At 64.5% G+C, this 16,224-nt stretch carries 13 protein-coding genes; 11 read left to right on the top strand and 2 right to left on the bottom strand.

Annotation, left to right across the window (positions count from 1 at the left end; genetic code table 11):
* Positions 1-83 precede the first annotated feature (83 nt).
* A complete protein-coding gene (rnr, locus tag IAE24_RS24460) occupies positions 84-2,666 on the top strand; it encodes a ribonuclease R (RefSeq protein ID WP_199961918.1) in 2,583 nt (860 codons plus the stop codon).
* A gap of 6 nt (positions 2,667-2,672) precedes the next feature.
* Here rnr and IAE24_RS24455 read toward each other — a convergent pair whose 3' ends face one another.
* Together IAE24_RS24455 and IAE24_RS24450 are read right to left on the bottom strand one after the other, a co-directional pair.
* A complete protein-coding gene (locus IAE24_RS24455) occupies positions 2,673-4,250 on the bottom strand; it encodes an NAD(P)H-hydrate dehydratase (RefSeq protein ID WP_199961917.1) in 1,578 nt (525 codons plus the stop codon).
* A 45-nt stretch (positions 4,251-4,295) separates the two neighbouring features.
* Entirely contained in the window at positions 4,296-5,567 is a 1,272-nt protein-coding gene (locus tag IAE24_RS24450; RefSeq protein WP_199961916.1) for an FAD-dependent oxidoreductase, read from the bottom strand.
* Positions 5,568-5,937: 370 nt separating this feature from the next.
* Here IAE24_RS24450 and rpsB point away from each other — a divergent pair, with 370 nt between their 5' ends.
* From rpsB to IAE24_RS24400, 10 genes are all read left to right on the top strand, one after another.
* Complete coding sequence (gene rpsB / locus IAE24_RS24445) at positions 5,938-6,690, top strand: 30S ribosomal protein S2 (protein WP_012206747.1); 753 nt, start codon at positions 5,938-5,940, stop codon at positions 6,688-6,690.
* Between the two features lie 113 nt (positions 6,691-6,803).
* Positions 6,804-7,700 carry a translation elongation factor Ts gene (tsf, locus tag IAE24_RS24440; protein ID WP_013801447.1) on the top strand — a complete coding sequence of 299 codons (897 nt, stop codon included), beginning with the start codon at positions 6,804-6,806 and terminating at the stop codon, positions 7,698-7,700.
* A 64-nt stretch (positions 7,701-7,764) separates the two neighbouring features.
* Positions 7,765-8,487 (top strand): UMP kinase, encoded by a 723-nt coding sequence (gene pyrH, locus IAE24_RS24435; RefSeq protein WP_012206745.1) that lies wholly within the window; start codon positions 7,765-7,767, stop codon positions 8,485-8,487.
* Positions 8,488-8,530: 43 nt separating this feature from the next.
* Positions 8,531-9,091, top strand: a complete 561-nt coding sequence (gene frr / locus IAE24_RS24430) for a ribosome recycling factor (protein ID WP_012206744.1) — start codon at positions 8,531-8,533, stop codon at positions 9,089-9,091.
* A 35-nt stretch (positions 9,092-9,126) separates the two neighbouring features.
* Positions 9,127-9,873: a polyprenyl diphosphate synthase gene (gene uppS / locus IAE24_RS24425; protein ID WP_065346073.1), complete on the top strand. Its 747-nt coding sequence runs from the start codon at positions 9,127-9,129 to the stop codon at positions 9,871-9,873.
* A gap of 13 nt (positions 9,874-9,886) precedes the next feature.
* On the top strand, positions 9,887-10,741 hold the full coding sequence (locus tag IAE24_RS24420; RefSeq protein ID WP_063325296.1) for a phosphatidate cytidylyltransferase: 855 nt from the start codon (positions 9,887-9,889) through the stop codon (positions 10,739-10,741).
* Positions 10,738-11,916: a 1-deoxy-D-xylulose-5-phosphate reductoisomerase gene (ispC, locus tag IAE24_RS24415; RefSeq protein WP_043819021.1), complete on the top strand. Its 1,179-nt coding sequence runs from the start codon at positions 10,738-10,740 to the stop codon at positions 11,914-11,916. The genes IAE24_RS24420 and ispC overlap by 4 nt, the downstream gene beginning before the upstream one ends.
* An 82-nt stretch (positions 11,917-11,998) precedes the next feature.
* Positions 11,999-13,369: an RIP metalloprotease RseP gene (gene rseP / locus IAE24_RS24410; RefSeq protein ID WP_043795909.1), complete on the top strand. Its 1,371-nt coding sequence runs from the start codon at positions 11,999-12,001 to the stop codon at positions 13,367-13,369.
* Between the two features lie 45 nt (positions 13,370-13,414).
* The gene (gene bamA, locus IAE24_RS24405; RefSeq protein WP_071956501.1) at positions 13,415-15,712 is read left to right on the top strand and encodes an outer membrane protein assembly factor BamA; all 2,298 of its coding nucleotides are present in this window, start codon (positions 13,415-13,417) and stop codon (positions 15,710-15,712) included.
* A complete protein-coding gene (locus tag IAE24_RS24400) occupies positions 15,712-16,221 on the top strand; it encodes an OmpH family outer membrane protein (RefSeq protein WP_013801453.1) in 510 nt (169 codons plus the stop codon). Before bamA ends, IAE24_RS24400 begins: the two co-directional genes overlap by 1 nt.
* Positions 16,222-16,224 lie beyond the last annotated feature (3 nt).

Genomic DNA, 16,224 nt, shown 5'->3' with positions numbered 1-16,224 from the left:
ACCCGCTAGTACCTGAAACTAGTGCGTCTACCAATTCCGCCACCTGGGCATCTCAGGAAAGATTTAGATTGTATACCAAGAAAATGAACCCTCACGCCAAAAGCGCCGATGTGAACGACGAAATCGAGGGCAGTGTGCAGGGGCACCGCGACGGACATGGCTTCGTCATCCGCGATGACGGCGAAGGCGACATCTTCCTCCCCCCCAATGAAATGCGTGCCGTGCTGCACAAGGACCGCGTGAAGGTCCGCATCGTGCGCCAGGACCGCCGCGGCCGGCCTGAAGGCCGTGTGGTCGAGATCATCGAGCGCCCTGCGCACAACATCATTGGCCGCTTCTTGCAGGAAAGCGGTGTGTGGCTGGTGGCGCCCGAGGACAAGCGCTACGGCCAGGACATCCTGATCCCCGCCAATGCGACAGGATCGGCCAAGATCGGCCAAGTGGTGGTGGTGGAGCTGACCGAGGCGCCTGCGCTGTTCGGCCAGCCCGTGGGACGCATCATCGAAGTGCTCGGTGAAGTCGATGATCCCGGCATGGAGATCGAGATCGCGGTGCGCAAGTACGGCGTCCCGCATGTGTTTTCCGATGCCTGCCTGGCGCAGGCCAAGGCGCTGCCGGACAGGGTGCGGCCTGCCGACTGCAAGAAGCGCATCGACCTGACCGATGTGCCCCTGGTGACCATCGATGGCGAGGACGCGCGCGATTTCGACGATGCCGTCTACTGCGAGCCCGCCAAGGTCGGGCGCAGCAAGGGCTGGCGCCTGCTGGTGGCGATTGCCGATGTGAGCCACTACGTGACCACGGGCAGCGCCATCGACATCGATGCCTATGACCGCGCCACCAGCGTCTATTTCCCGCGCCGCGTGATCCCCATGCTGCCCGAGAAGCTGAGCAATGGCCTGTGCTCGCTCAACCCCGATGTGGACCGCCTGTGCATGGTCTGCGACATGCTGATCACCGCCAAGGGCGAGATCCATGCCTATCAGTTCTATCCGGCGGTGATGCACAGCCATGCGCGCTTCACCTATACCGAGGTGGCGGCCATCCTGGCCAATACGCGCGGCCCGGAGGCTGCCCGGCGCTCGGAGCGCGTGGGTGACTTGCTCAATCTTCATGGCGTCTACCAGGCGCTGCTCAAGTCGCGCGAGGCGCGCGGCGCCGTGGACTTCGAGACCACGGAGACGCAGATCGTCTGTGACGAGAACGGCCGCATCGAGAAGATCGTGCCGCGCACGCGCAACGAGGCGCACAAGCTGATCGAGGAGGCCATGCTGGCCGCCAATGTCTGCAGTGCGGACTTCATCGAGCAAAGCGGTCGCGTCGGCCTGTTCCGCGTGCACGACAAGCCCTCGCTGGAAAAGCAGGACATTCTGCGCAACTATCTGAAGGCCATGGGTGTCGGTGTGGCGCTGAGCGAGAACCCGGCCACGTCCGAGTTCCAGGCCATTGCCAACGCCACCAAGGACCGTCCCGACTCCCAGCAGATCCACACCATGCTGCTGCGCTCGATGATGCAGGCCTTCTACACGCCCGAGAATTCGGGCCACTTCGGCCTGGCATTCGACGCCTATACGCACTTCACCAGCCCGATCCGCCGCTATCCCGATTTGCTGGTGCACCGCGTGATCAAGGCCGAGCTCGAAGGCACGCACTATCGCCTGCCCGAGCTGCCCACCCCCGGAGAAGCCGAGGCCAAGCTGGCCAAGCGTCTGGCATCACGCGTCAGTCCACCCGGCCAGAAGCCGCGCAAGCGCGCGCCCGCTGCCGAGGTCCAGGCCTGGGAAGCCGCCGGCCTGCACTGCAGTGCCAACGAGCGCCGCGCCGACGAGGCCAGTCGCGATGTCGAAGCCTGGCTCAAGTGCAAGTACATGCGCGAGCATCTGGGCGAGGAGTTCGGCGGCATGGTCTCTGCGGTGACCACCTTCGGCATCTTCGTCACGCTCGACGCCATGTATGTGGAGGGGTTGGTCCACATCACCGAGCTGGGCGGCGACTATTTCCGCTTTGACGAGGCGCGCCAGGAACTGCGCGGCGAGCGCTCGGGAATTCGCTATGGCATCGGCACGCGGCTGCGCGTGCAGGTCAGCCGCGTGGACCTGGATGGCCGGCGCATCGATTTCCGCCTGGTGCGCGATGGCGAAGAGCAGCCGGCCTCGGGCCGGCCCGGCAGGACGCCGGCGCGCACGGAAACCCATCAGGGCGAAAAATGGGGCCGTCGCGATGCCAAGGAAAAACGGGCGCAGCGCAACTCGGGAGGCTCCGGCGGTGCAAGGCCTGAGTCTGATGCAGCGACGTCGGCCGGCAAGCAGGGGCGCAAGGCGTCTAAAAAGGCCATGGTCAAAGGGGTGAACCTGGCCGCGCTGGAAGCTGAATATGCGAATGCCCAGCCGCGCCCGGCCACCACGGCGCGGCAGAGCGACATGAGCGAGGCGGTTGCGGAACCATCATCCGCTGGCTCCGCTGCGCGACCCCGCAGAGGCCGGGCGTCCGAGGCGCGCAAGTCCGAGGCACGCAAGCCTGCGGCCACGGATGCTGCTGCCCACGGCCTGCCGCAGCTGCCTCCACCGTCGCCGGTGCAGGCGCTGCGCGCCTTGGGCAAGAAGGCCTTGGGTGCCGTCAAGTCCAAGGTGACGGGCAACACATCCAAGCCCCGGCGCAAGTCCTGAGGGTTTTTATGCTCCGAGCTGCTGGGCCAGTGCGCTGGCGCTGAACGGGATGTGCGCAGGCCAATTGTCTGCTGCAAATCCATGGCGCCAGGCCGCCAGGGCTGCTGCCTGCGTGGGCTCCAGGTCCTGGGCCCACAGTGCAGCAATCAGCCCGGCGAGCACATCGCCGGTTCCTCCGGTCGACAGGCGGGCGTTTCCCGTGGGATTGATCCAGCAAGGCAGTGCATCGCTCTCTTCCTGGGGGCCGGCGATCACGGTGCCGGAGCCTTTGAGCAGCGCGGTGCAGTCGAAGCGTTGCGCGAGCTGCCTGGCGGCGTGCAGCCGCTGTGCCTGGACCTGTGCGGTGTTCGTCTTCAGCAGGCGGGCGGCCTCCAGCGGGTGGGGCGTCAGCACCGTGTGCAGGTCGCGCTGGCGGCGCTCTTTCAAGAGCGAGGCCAGCGATTCATCTTCGGCAATGGCATTCAGTGCGTCTGCGTCCAGCACCAGCCTGGGGGCTTGTTCCAGTATCTGGGGCAGCCATGCGCGCACCGCCACGCCGCCCCCGCATCCGCAGGCCACGGTGGTGCTGCGCCAGTCCTGCGCTTCAGGGCTGCGCAGCATGATTTCGGGCCAGGGCGCGGTGGCCTGGCCTGACCCGGCCGAGGCATCGAGCAGGGCGAGCATCACGCGCCCCGCGCCACCATGCAGCGCGGCCAGGGCAGCCAGCCAGGCGGCGCCGGTCATGGAAAGGCCGCGCTGTCCCAGCCCCTCTCCGCCAAGAATGGCCACGTCGCCAAAGCTTCCCTTGTGGCTGGCATGCGGGCGCGGGGTGCTGGCGCCTGGTGAAAACAGTTGTGCGCAGGGCAGGGGAGTGAGGATTGGCCCGCCTTTCGCCAGTCCCGTGTCCAGGTCATCCCACCATATCTGGCCGCAGGCATCGCGGCCACCTCCTGTGAACAGTCCGGGCTGCAGCGTCAGCAGCGCCAGTGTGTGCCGTGCGCTGGCCGGGGCGTTCGGGGGTGCGAATCCAGGCAGGTACTGCCCGGTGTCGGCATCCAGTCCGGAGGCTATGTCCGCGCAAAGGACCGGGCTGGTGCTGGACTGCAGGCTGCGCAGCAGAGTGAGCAGGCGCTCATTCGTGCCGGTGCGTGGGCTTACGGCGTCTGGCTGGCGCAGGCCGATGCCCAGCAATGCGTCAATGCACAAGTCCTGTGGCCCCATGTCGGCGGGCATGTGCTCGGTCCATTGCACGCCGGCTTCGCGGGCGGCGTCCCAGGCGGCGCGTGCATCGTCTGGCATGTGGGCGCGTTCGCGCACGCAGCTGACCAGAATGCGGCAACTGCGGGCCTTTTCTGGCGCCGCATTCAGGCTTTGTTGCAGCCAGGCGGCTGCCTGCAAACCATCGCCGCCGTTGTTGCCGGGGCCACAGGCTATCCAGATGCAGCGTGCATGGGGAGCGATGGCGCGTGCCAGGCGTGCCAGGCCCGCACCAGCGCGTTGCATGAGGCTGTGCGCGGGCAGTCTGGCTGCCGCCTGCTGTTCCAGGGTGCGAGTGGCCGCCGTATCAAACAGCGGCAAGGCGGTGGATGTGGGAATGCGCAGCATGGACCGAGCATAGCGGTCCGCCGCCGGGTGGCGGACGGGTGGCGATCAGCCGAAGCGGCGCGGGTCGAGCAGTGCGCTGTCCAGGAAGCTGGCGCGGTTGTCCATCAGGTCGCTCAGCATGCTTGCGCACCCCTGCGCGATGGCGGCGCCGCAGCTGCCGTGTCCCAGGTTGAGCCAGATGCCGGGCAGTCCGCTGGCGCCCACCAGCGGCAGCCCATCGGCCGTACACATGCGCGTGCCATGCCAGATCTGCACGCCCGAGGCCAGCACCGCGCTGCCGGGAAAAACCATGTTGAGGCGGTGATACATGCGCTGCAGCGTGGCCTCATGCATGGGGCTGCGGCGGCCCAGCTCCGCGCCGGCCACGATGCGCATGCGCTGGCCCAGGCGGACCAGGGTCATCTGCTCACTCCAGTCCACGATGGCGTGGCGGGGTGCATAACCTTGTTCGCGCAAAGGGGCGCTGACGCCATAGCCGTGCAGGGCGATCATGGGTGGGCGCAGGCCCAGCGGCGTGAGCAGGTTCGCGGCCTCGGCGCCGGCGCAGACGACGATGGCGTCGTGCGAACGGGGGGTGTCTTCGCCCAGCAACTGCAGGCGTGCGGTGCGCCCGGCGCCGCCGGGCTGCAATCTCTGCACCAGGCGCTGCGTCTCGAATCGTGCTCCTGCCGACTGCGCTGCCTGGCGGTACATCAGCGTGGCAAGGCGGCCATTGGCTGCGCCTGCCTGTGGAAAATACAGGGCGCCTGCGAGCGTGGTTTCCTCGCCCAGGGCGGGTTCGCGCAGCCGGGTCTGGGCGGCATCCAGTGCCTCGCAGCGCGTGCCGGCCTCGGCCAGTGCGTCCAGCGCAGGCTTGAGTTGTTCGTGCTCGGCCTCGCTGCCCAGCAGCACCAGGCTTCCGGCGACATATTCCGGGTCAAACTCCCATTGCCGCCACAGCGATTGCTGGAACTGCTGGCTGCGCTGGGTGAGCGCCTCCAGCGCTGCCATGGCGGCTGTGGGCACGTTGCCTTTGCGCAGTTGCCGTCCGGCCTGGCGCCATTGCCATAGCCAGCGCAGCTGGGCTGCGAGGTTTCCAGAGCCCAGTCGCGGCAGGGCCTGCCGGCCGGGAAGGGCGGGGGAGCGTTCGGCGGTCGAAAGGCCGGGGACGCTCCAGGGCTGGAGCAGGCTGGGGCCCAGCCAGCCGGCATGTCCGAAGCTGGCTTCTTCGGCTGCGGTGCCGTGACGCTCGTAGACGGTGACCTCGTGGCCGGCCTGTGCCAGTGCGTGGGCTGTCGCAACGCCAATGCTGCCGGCGCCCACAATCGCGATGTTCATTTTTGGGTGGAATCTGCTGAAGTGCCCGGATTATCAAGCGGATGCAGCTATCACTACAGGAGTGTGTGCATGTTGTGCAACTGCCGCGGCCGTGAGGGGTGGTGAGCGCGCTTTGAGAGCTAAGCCTCGGTTGAGGGGTGGCGTGTGCTAGAATCTTGCGGCTTTGCTAGGGGTTCCCCCTGATTTTCTCCGCGATTGCCGGGGGTCAGGTGAAAGCTTTTGGGTGCGGGGTGTTCGTCAAGAACGCCTGCCCATGCTTGGGGATCCTGCGCAAAGTCAATCGCAAACCAGTCCCTTCAAGGTGTTGCGCCCTGTGTTTCAGGGGGCAATTGTCGGGCTGGATTTTAGACCTAACCTTTGAGGTATTCATATGTCCGTCACTATGCGCGAGATGCTGGAAGCAGGCGTCCACTTCGGTCACCAGACCCGTTTCTGGAACCCCAAGATGGCCCCCTTCATCTTCGGTCACCGCAACAAGATCCACATCATCAACCTGGAAAAGTCGCTGCCGATGTTCCAGGACGCCCAGAAGTTCGTCAAGCAACTGGCGTCCAACGGCGGCACGATCCTGATGGTCGGCACCAAGCGCCAAGCCCGCGAGATGGTGGCTGCAGAAGCCCAGCGCGCTGGCGTGCCCTTCGTTGACCAGCGTTGGCTGGGCGGCATGCTGACCAACTTCAAGACCGTCAAGACGTCCATCAAGCGTCTGAAGGAAATGAAGGCCCAGCAAGAAGCCGGCCTGGAAGCCATGAGCAAGAAGGAACAGCTGATGTTCGTTCGCGAACTGGAAAAGCTGGAAAAGGACATTGGCGGCATCCAGGACATGAACAGCCTGCCCGACGCCATCTTCGTGATCGACGTGGGCTTCCACAAGATCGCCGTGGCCGAAGCCAAGAAGCTGGGCATCCCCCTGGTTGGCGTGGTTGACTCCAACCACAACCCCGAAGGCATCGACTATGTCATCCCCGGTAACGACGACTCTGCCAAGGCTGTGCAACTGTACGCCCAAGGCATCGCCGACGCGATCCTGGAAGGCCGCGCTGCTGCACTGACCGACGTGGTCAAGGCTGCATCCGGCGAGAGCGGTGACGAGTTCGTGGAAGTGGAAGAATCCGCTGCCTGATTGAGCTTGTCCGGCTGAGCGACCTCGTCGCTGAATAAGAAGCGGGGCTCAGGGTAGCCCCGTTTTTTTAGCCGAAATCCTGTAACGAATCGAACTGACATTGGAGAAATACGATGGCTGCAATTACCGCAAGCATGGTGGCTGAACTGCGCGCAAAGACTGACGCGCCCATGATGGAATGCAAGAAGGCCCTGACCGAAGCCGAGGGCGATCTGGTCAAGGCCGAAGAGCTGCTGCGCGTCAAGCTGGGCACCAAGGCTGGCAAGGCTGCCTCGCGCGTGACCGCCGAAGGCGTGATCACCGCCTTCATCGATGGCAACAAGGGTGCCATGATCGAAGTCAACAGCGAAACCGACTTCGTGTCCAAGAACGACAGCTTCATCGCGATGGCCAATGCCGCCGCCAAGCTGGTCGCCGAGCAAAACCCCGCTGACGTGGCCGCGCTGAGCGCCCTGGCCTATGAGCAGGACGGTTTCGGCCCCACCCTGGAAGACGTGCGCAAGGGCCTGATCGGCAAGATCGGCGAGAACATGTCCTTCCGCCGCTTCAAGCGTTTCGACGGCACCAGCCTGGCTTCGTACCTGCACGGTTCGCGCATCGGCGTGATCGTCGAGTTCGAAGGCGATGCAACCGCTGCCAAGGACGTCGCCATGCACGTGGCCGCCATGAAGCCTGTGTCCGTGACCAGCGCTGACGTGCCTGCCGAGCTGATCGAAAAGGAACGCACCGTTGCTGCCGCCAAGGCTGCCGAATCCGGCAAGCCTGCCGAGATCGTCGCCAAGATGGTCGAAGGCTCGGTTCAGAAGTACCTGAAGGAAGTCTCGCTGGCCGACCAAGTCTTCGTGAAGGCTGCCGACGGCAAGCAGACCGTGGCCCAGATGCTCAAGGCCGCCAACACCAACGTCAAGGGCTTCACCCTGTACGTGGTCGGCGAAGGCATCGAAAAGAAGGTTGACGACTTCGCTGCCGAAGTGGCTGCCCAAGTGGCCGCTGCCAAGGCCGGCGCCTGATTCGTCTGAGCGCCTGAACCGTTCCCTTCACCATCCACCACCATCCACCTTTCGGAGAAACACCATGTCCAACGCCGCACCGGCCCACAAGCGCATCCTGCTCAAGCTGTCCGGTGAGGCGCTCATGGGCGACGACTCGTTCGGCATCAACCGTGCCACCATCGAGCGCATGGTCTCCGAAATCGCCGAAGTCACCCGCGTGGGTGTCCAGGTGGCCGTGGTGATCGGTGGAGGGAATATTTTCCGTGGCGTGGCTGGTGGTTCGGTCGGAATGGACCGCGCCACCGCCGACTACATGGGCATGCTGGCCACCGTGATGAATGCCCTGGCCCTGGCCGATGCCATGGACAAGCAGGGCCTCATCGCCCGTGTCATGTCGGCCATTGCCATCGAGCAGGTCGTGGAGCCCTATGTGCGCCCCAAGGCCCTGCAGTATCTCGAAGAGGGCAAGGTGGTGGTGTTCGCCGCCGGCACCGGCAACCCGTTCTTCACGACCGATACGGCCGCGGCACTGCGCGGCGCGGAGATCGGTGCCGAAGTGGTGCTCAAGGCCACCAAGGTCGATGGTGTATACACCGACGACCCGATGAAGAATCCCAACGCGACCCGCTATCACAAGCTGGCTTTCGACGAGGCCATTTCGCGCAACCTGGGCATCATGGACGCCACTGCCTTTGCGCTGTGCCGCGATCAGAAGCTGCCGATCCGGGTGTTCTCCATCATCAAGCCCGGCGCGCTCAAGCGCGTGGTCATGGGCGAGGATGAGGGCACGCTGGTGTACGCTTGAGCGTTTTGATCCCGCGTTTCACAGCTCTTCAAGGAACAAGAACATGACGATTGCAGACATCAAGAAGACCACCGAGTCCAAGATGGGCCAGTCCATCGAAGCGCTCAAGAACAATCTTGCGCGTGTGCGTACCGGCCGTGCCAACCCCTCGCTGCTGGACTCCATCCATGTGGATTACTACGGCTCCATGGTGCCGCTGTCCCAGGTGGCCAACGTGAACCTGCTCGACGCGCGCACCATCAGCGTGCAGCCCTGGGAAAAGAGCATGTCCGCCAAGGTGGAGAAGGCCATTCGCGAAAGCGATCTGGGCCTGAACCCTGCCTCGCTGGGCGATCTGATCCGCGTGCCCATGCCTCCGATGAGCGAGGAACGCCGCAAGGAAATGACCAAGCTGGCCCGCAACGAAGGCGAAGCTTCCAAGATCGCCGTGCGCAACCTGCGCCGCGACGCCAACGAAGCCGTCAAGAAGCTGGTCAAGGACAAGGAAGCCTCGGAAGACGACCAAAAGCGTTGCGAAGCCGATGTCCAGAAGATGACCGACAAGCACATCACCGAGATCGACGCGCTGGTGGCTGCCAAGGAACAAGACATCATGGCGGTCTGAGGCGTTCTGCCTCGCTTGCCTCAGGGCCCGTACCTTTGACAAACCAAGACTCCGGCGCGGTGCCGCGCCATATTGCCGTCATCATGGATGGCAATGGACGCTGGGCCAATCGCCGCTTTCTGCCGCGACTGGCCGGCCACAAGCAGGGCGTGGAATCGCTGCGCCGCTGTGCCCGCGCCTGCGTCCAGCGCGGCGTGCAGGTCCTGACCGTCTTCGCTTTCTCTTCCGAGAACTGGAACCGCCCCGAAGAGGAGGTTTCCGGTCTCATGGGCCTGCTGGCCAATGCCCTTGCCAAGGAAGTGCAGCAACTGAGCCGCGATGGCGTGCGTCTGCACTTCATCGGCGACCGCAGTGGCCTGAGCGAGAAAGTGTGCGCAGGCCTGGCCCAGGCCGAGCAGGTCACGGCACACAACAACCGCCTGGTGCTCAATGTCTGCTTCAACTACGGCGGGCGCTGGGACATTGCCCAGGCCGCAGCCCGGCTGGCAGAGCAGGGCGAGCCCATCACTCCGCAGAGCCTGGACCGTGCACTCGCGCTGTCCCATGTGCCCGACCCGGACCTGCTGATCCGCACTGGCGGGGAGATGCGCATCAGCAACTTCCTGTTGTGGCAGGCCGCGTATTCAGAGCTCTTCTTCAGTGCCAGCCTGTGGCCTGATTTCGACGAGGCCTGCCTGGACGAGGCCATTGCCGCCTTCACTTCGCGCGAGCGGCGCTTCGGCCAGACCTCCGCGCAAGTACACCAATCACAATCGAAGTCGTCCCATCAACAGACGACCTGAACAAGGGGGAGCCATGCTCAAGCAGCGAGTCATCACCGCCCTGATCCTGCTGGCCATCTTGCTGCCTGCGCTGTTCTATCCGACGGGCGTTCCGTTCGCCGTGGTGGTGCTCGTGCTCATGGCAGCGGGTGCCTGGGAATGGGGCCGTCTCAACGGCTTTGGCTCCGCTGGTGCCATCGGCATAGGTGCCATCTGCACGGCGATGTGCGTGGGGACCTGGGCCGCGGGCTGGCTGGAGCGTCCCCTGACCGCGGTCTGGGTGGTCGCTGGCTCCGCCTGGGTGCTGGGCGGCGCGGCACTGCTGCGCGCAGGCGTGGCCGGCTGGCCGCGCATTGCAGGGCCTGTGCGACTGGTTGGCGGAGTGCTGGCCCTGTGGCTGGCCTGGGTGGCCGTGGTGCAGGCGCGCATGATGGGCATCAATTTCCTGCTGTCGGTGCTGGTGCTGGTCTGGGTGGCCGATGTCTTTGCCTATTTCGCAGGCCGGACCCTGGGCCTGAAATTCACCAAGTCCAAGCTCGCGCCGTCCATCAGTCCCGGCAAGAGCTGGGAAGGCGTGTGGGGCGGCATGGCCGGCGTGCTGGTGCTGGCCTTGGCCTGGGTCTGGGCGGACCGCCACTACGCGGTGGCCGTGCCCAGTTTCTATTCGTTGCTGTTGGCGCGCGGGGCCTGGTTCCTGCTGCTGGCGGTTGTGTTCATGGCCGCGATGAGCGTGGTCGGCGATCTGGTCGAATCCCTGGTCAAGCGCAGCGTGGGCGTCAAGGACAGCAGTGGTCTGCTGCCCGGCCATGGCGGCGTGCTTGACCGCGTCGATGCCCTGCTGCCGACCCTGCCGCTGGCCATGATGCTTTCCTCTTTCGCGCATTCATGAAGCAGAAAATCACCGTCCTGGGCTCCACGGGCTCCATCGGTACCAATACGCTGGACGTGGTGGCGCGCCACCGCGAGCACTACGAGGTCTTTGCACTCAGCGCGGCCACGCAAGTGGACCTGATGCTGCGCCAGTGTGCCGAATTCAAGCCCGCCTATGCCGTCATGGCCAGCGCGCCACACGCGAAGCTGCTGGCTGAGCAGCTGCGCAGCAATGGATTGGCGACCGAAGTGCTGCAGTCGCCAGACGCGCTGGAGCAGATCGCCTCGCATCCCGAGGTCGATGCCGTCATGGCGGCCATCGTCGGTGCGGCGGGCCTTGCGCCTTGTCTGGCGGCCGCGCGCGCGGGCAAGCGCCTGCTGCTGGCCAACAAGGAGGCTCTGGTCGTTGGCGGCGCATTGTTCATGGACACGGTCAAGCGCCACGGCGCGACCCTGCTGCCCATAGACAGCGAGCATTCGGCCATTTTCCAGTGCCTGCCGGAAGACCGAGCCAGCTGGCCCGATCGCGTGGACAGTCTGCTGCTCACGGCGTCGGGCGGACCCTTTCGCCTGCGCGATCCGGCCACCTTGTCCGAGATCACGCCGGAGCAGGCCTGCGCGCACCCGAACTTCTCCATGGGGCGCAAGATCTCCGTAGACTCGGCGACCATGATGAACAAGGCGCTGGAGGTCATCGAGGCACGCTGGCTGTTCGACATGGCTCCCGACAAGATCAAGGTCGTCATCCACCCGCAGCAGATCGTGCACTCCATGGTGCAGTTCAAGGATGCCTCGGTGCTGGCACAACTGGGCACGCCCGACATGCGCGTGCCCATCGCCTGCGGCCTGGCCTGGCCACGGCGCATCGCCAGCGGCGCAGCGCCCCTGGATTTCGCGAAGCTGTCGGCCCTGACCTTTGAAGAGGCGGATGCCGTGCGCTTTCCGGGCCTGCATCTTTCCTGGCAGGCGCTGCTCGCCAGCGAGGGAACTACGGCCGTTCTCAATGCTTCCAATGAAGTCGCCGTTGCCGCCTTCCTGGAGCGACGCCTGGCATTTGACCGTATCCACGCTGTGAATTTGCGCACTCTCGAAACCTTGCTGCCGCCTACACTGGGCAGCCTGGACGATCTGCTGGCCCTGGACGCCCAGGCCCGCGAAATCGCGCACACCGTGGCGCGGCAGTGGCAACTGTAATGCCGGCTTCGCGGGCCAGACCGGGTTTCTCGGGGGGCCTGCGGCGGTATCCAGGTGCGCATTGGATTCAAAGGAGTATCAATTGTTGCTGACCGTAGTTGCATTCGTGGTCGCGCTGGGCGTGCTGATTGCCGTCCACGAGTGGGGCCACTACCGCGTCGCTGTGGCCTGCGGCGTGAAGGTGCTTCGGTTTTCCGTCGGCTTCGGTCGCCCCATCCTGCGCTGGAAGCGCAAAGGTTCGGACACGGAATTCGTCATCGGTGCACTGCCGCTTGGCGGCTATGTGCGCATGCTCGACGAGCGTGAGGGCGAAGTTCCGGCCGATCAGCGCCATCTGGCATTCAACACCCAGCCGCTGCGGTCACGTGCGGCCATCGTGGCGGCAGGCCCGGTGGCCAATCTCGTGCTGGCCATTGCGCTGCTGGCCATCGTCAATTGGATGGGCATGCAGGAGCCCGTGGCGCGATTGGCCACGCCGCCGGCGGGCACGGTGCTGCAGATGGCGGGCGTGCAGGGCGGTGATCGCGTGCTGCGCATCGCCTTGGGCGACCAGGAGTGGGAAGAGGTCCGCTCCATCAATGATCTGCGCTGGACACTGACGCGCGCCGCGCTCGATGACGAGTCGGTGCGCATGGAAGTGCTCCAGGGCCGGCGCACCGCTCCGTCCGAACTGCGGCTGGCGCTGGCCGGGCAGGTGCAGGGCGAGCCCGATGCCGCCTTCTTCGAGCGCCTGGGCCTGCTGGGGCCCTGGACGCAGCCCGTGCTGGACAAGGTGATTGCCGGTGGTGCCGCCGAAAAGGCCGGCTTGCGCCAGGGCGACCTGGTGCTGCGCGTGGGCAGCACCCCAGTGGATGACGGCACCCAACTGCGCAATCTCATCCGCAAGATGGGTGCATCGGGCCAGGTCCAGCAGCAGGTCTGGCTCGTGGAGCGCGATGGCAGGCAACTGCAGATCCCCGTGCTGCCCGATCTGGGCCGCTCGGAAGATGGCAAGGAGAGCATTGCCCGCATCAGTGCCTACATCGGCAGCGCTCCCGAGATGGCTCTGGTGCAGCGCGGTCCGCTGGAAGGCCTGTGGGCTGGCGTGCAGCGCACCTGGGAGCTGTCGTCGCTGACGCTGCGCATGATGGGCCGCATGGTGATAGGTGAGGCATCGCTCAAGAACATCAGCGGCCCCTTGACCATTGCCGACTATGCAGGGCGTTCGGCCAGCATGGGCCTGGTTCAATATCTTTCGTTCCTGGCGCTGATAAGCATCAGCCTGGGGGTTCTCAACTTGCTCCCCCTGCCGGTGCTCGATGGCGGGCACCTGATGTATTATCTTTGGGAGGGCGTGACTGGCCGAAGCGTGTCGGAAGTCTGGGCCGGACGCTTGCAGCGTGCAGGTGTGGCGGTTTTGATGATGATGATGTCCGTCGCCTTTTTCAACGATATCAACCGGCTTTGGGGCTAACTTTTCAGCCGTTTTCGGCAAGCCGCAGCGGCGGCAAATCCATTCATGACTAAACGTATCAATCGCCTGGGCGTGCGCGCTGCATCGACCCTGGCTGCCATGGTTTTGGCTGCCAATGCAGCCTGGGCGCTGGAGCCCTTCCGGGTACAGGACATCCGCATCGAAGGCCTGCAGCGCGTGGAGCCGGGCACGGTCTTCGCATCCATCCCGCTGCGCGTGGGCGACCAGTATGACGATGACAAGGGCGCAGCTGCGATCCGCTCGCTGTTCGCGCTGGGATTGTTCAAGGACATCCGCCTCGAGGCCAATGGCAACGTGCTCGTTGTCGTCGTCGAAGAACGCCCGACCATCGCCGAGGTGAACTTCGCCGGCACCAAGGAGTTCGACAAGGAAACCCTGCAAAAGGCCATGCGCGATGTGGGTCTGGCAGAAGGTCGTCCCTTCGACAAGGCCCTGGCCGACCGTGCCGAGCAGGAGCTCAAGCGCCAGTACATCAACCGCAGCCTTTATGGCGCGGAGGTCGTCACCACGGTCACGCCCATCGAGCGCAACCGCGTCAACCTGACCTTCACGGTGACCGAGGGCGATCCGGCCCGCATCAACGAGATCCACATCGTCGGCAACAAGGCCTTCAGCGAATCCACGCTCAAGGACCTGTTCGATCAGGACACCGGCAACTGGATGAGCTGGTACACCAAGTCGGACCGCTATGCGCGCAACAAGCTCAACGCCGACCTGGAAACGCTGCGCTCGTACTACCTGCAGCGTGGTTACCTGGAGTTCCGTGTGGACTCCACACAGGTGGCCATCTCGCCCGACAAGCAGACCATCTCGCTCACGCTCAACGTCCATGAAGGCGAGCGCTTCGTGGTCTCCGGCGTCAAGCTGGAAGGCAACTACCTGGACCGCGACGACGAATTCAAGTCCCTGGTCAAGATCAAGCCCGGCGAGCCCTACAACGCCGACCAGGTCACGGCGACGACCAAGGCCTTCACCGAGCACTTCGGCAACTTCGGCTTTGCCTTTGCACGCGTCGAGGCCGTGCCGGACATCGACCGTGCAACCAACCGCGTGGCCCTGGTGCTGCACGCCGAGCCTTCTCGCCGCGCCTATGTGCGACGCATCAATCTCAGTGGCAACAACCGCACGCGCGACGAAGTGATCCGCCGCGAATTCCGCCAGTACGAGGCCTCCTGGTATGACGGCGACAAGATCCGCCTGTCGCGCGACCGTGTGGACCGCCTGGGCTTCTTCACCGAGGTCAACGTCGAAACCCAGGAAGTGGCGGGTTCGCCCGACCAGGTGGATCTGGTCATCTCGGTGGCTGAAAAGCCCACGGGTTCGCTGCAACTGGGTGCTGGCTTCTCCAGTGCCGAAAAGGTTTCGCTGTCGTTCGGCATCAAGCAGGAAAACGTGTTCGGCTCGGGCAACTACCTGGGCGTGGACGTGAATACCAGCAAGTACCGCCGCACCATGGTGCTGTCCACCACGGATCCGTACTTCACGGACACGGGCATCTCGCGCACCTACGACCTGTACTACCGCACTGACCGCCCCTACTACGACGATGCGGCCTACAAGATCGTCACCTCGGGCGGCAGCGTGCGCTTTGGCGTGCCCTTCAGCGAGATCGACACCGTGTATTTCGGCGGCGGCGTGGAGCGCTCCGAAATCAAGCCCGGCACCTACCTGCCCCAGGCGTACAAGGACTATGCCGACAAGTACGGCTACTCCAACACCGGCATTCCGCTGACCCTGGGCTGGTCACGCGACAGCCGTGACAGCGCGCTGGCGCCCAACTCCGGTCTCTACCAGCGCCTGAACACCGAGTGGTCGGTGGGTGGCGAGGCCCGCTATGTGCGCGCCAACTACCAGATCCAGCAGTACATCCCTCTGAGCAAGAAGTACACGCTGGCACTGAACGGTGAACTGGGCTACGGCAAGGGCCTCAATGGCCGTCCGTTCCCGCTGTTCAAGAACTTCTTCTCGGGTGGCCTGGGCTCGGTGCGTGGCTTCGAGCAGGGCTCGCTGGGTCCGCGCGACACCAAGGAAAACCTGGCGCTTGGCGGCTCCAAGAAGGTGACCTTGAACGCAGAGTTCATGATTCCCTTCCCCGGTGCCGGCAATGACAGGACTTTGCGTCTTTTTACATTCCTCGATGTGGGCAATGTCTACGGGGCCAACGAGAACTTCGATCTCGGGGAGCTGCGGGCTTCCACGGGCCTGGGCATCAGCTGGATTTCCCCGCTGGGCCCCTTGCGTCTCGCCTTTGCTCAACCCATCCGCAAGCAGACCGGGGATAAAATCCAGCGACTGCAATTCCAAATCGGAACCTCTTTCTAATGAAATCTCTATCTAGCCATTTTTCCCTGGCTGTGCTGCTTGGCGCCATGGCTGTTTCTGCGCATGCTCAAGAGTTCAAGGCCGGCTTTGTGAACACGGACCGCATCTTCCGTGAAGCGTCGACGGCCAAGGCTGCGCAGTCCAAGCTGGAGCAGGAATTCTCCAAGCGTGAGAAGGAACTGGTCGACCAGGGCAATACGCTCAAGAGCGCTTCGGAGAAGTTCGAGCGTGAAGCGCCCACCATGGCCGAAAGCCAGCGCGTCTCCCGTCAGCGTCAGCTGGTGGACCAGGACCGCGAGTTCCAGCGCAAGCGCCGTGAGTTCCAGGAAGACCTGAACTCCCGCAAGAACGAGGAACTGGCACAAGTGCTGGAGCGCGCCAACAAGGTGGTCAAGCAAGTGGCCGAATCCGAGAAGTACGACGTCATCCTCCAGGAGGCCGTCTACATCAACCCCAAGTACGACATCACTGACAAAGTGATCAAGGCGCTGAACGGCGGCGGCAAGTAAGCC

Source organism: Delftia sp. S65, from assembly GCF_016516495.1.
Taxonomy (GTDB): domain Bacteria; phylum Pseudomonadota; class Gammaproteobacteria; order Burkholderiales; family Burkholderiaceae_C; genus Comamonas; species Comamonas acidovorans.
The sequence above is the reverse complement of the archived record's forward strand: the minus strand, read 5'-3'. Positions and strand labels throughout refer to the sequence as shown.

Bases quoted from the DNA above. Each gene is read 5' to 3' on its own strand.
- IAE24_RS24400 (WP_013801453.1), top strand. From the start codon at position 15,712: ATGAAATCTCTATCTAGCCATTTTTCCCTGGCTGTGCTGCTTGGCGCC.
- frr (WP_012206744.1), top strand. From the start codon at position 8,531: ATGACGATTGCAGACATCAAGAAGACCACCGAGTCCAAGATGGGCCAG.
- ispC (WP_043819021.1), top strand. From the start codon at position 10,738: ATGAAGCAGAAAATCACCGTCCTGGGCTCCACGGGCTCCATCGGTACC.
- pyrH (WP_012206745.1), top strand. From the start codon at position 7,765: ATGTCCAACGCCGCACCGGCCCACAAGCGCATCCTGCTCAAGCTGTCC.
- rpsB (WP_012206747.1), top strand. From the start codon at position 5,938: ATGTCCGTCACTATGCGCGAGATGCTGGAAGCAGGCGTCCACTTCGGT.
- bamA (WP_071956501.1), top strand. From the start codon at position 13,415: ATGACTAAACGTATCAATCGCCTGGGCGTGCGCGCTGCATCGACCCTG.
- tsf (WP_013801447.1), top strand. From the start codon at position 6,804: ATGGCTGCAATTACCGCAAGCATGGTGGCTGAACTGCGCGCAAAGACT.
- IAE24_RS24450 (WP_199961916.1), bottom strand. From the start codon at position 5,567: ATGAACATCGCGATTGTGGGCGCCGGCAGCATTGGCGTTGCGACAGCC.
- rnr (WP_199961918.1), top strand. From the start codon at position 84: ATGAACCCTCACGCCAAAAGCGCCGATGTGAACGACGAAATCGAGGGC.
- IAE24_RS24420 (WP_063325296.1), top strand. From the start codon at position 9,887: ATGCTCAAGCAGCGAGTCATCACCGCCCTGATCCTGCTGGCCATCTTG.
- IAE24_RS24455 (WP_199961917.1), bottom strand. From the start codon at position 4,250: ATGCTGCGCATTCCCACATCCACCGCCTTGCCGCTGTTTGATACGGCG.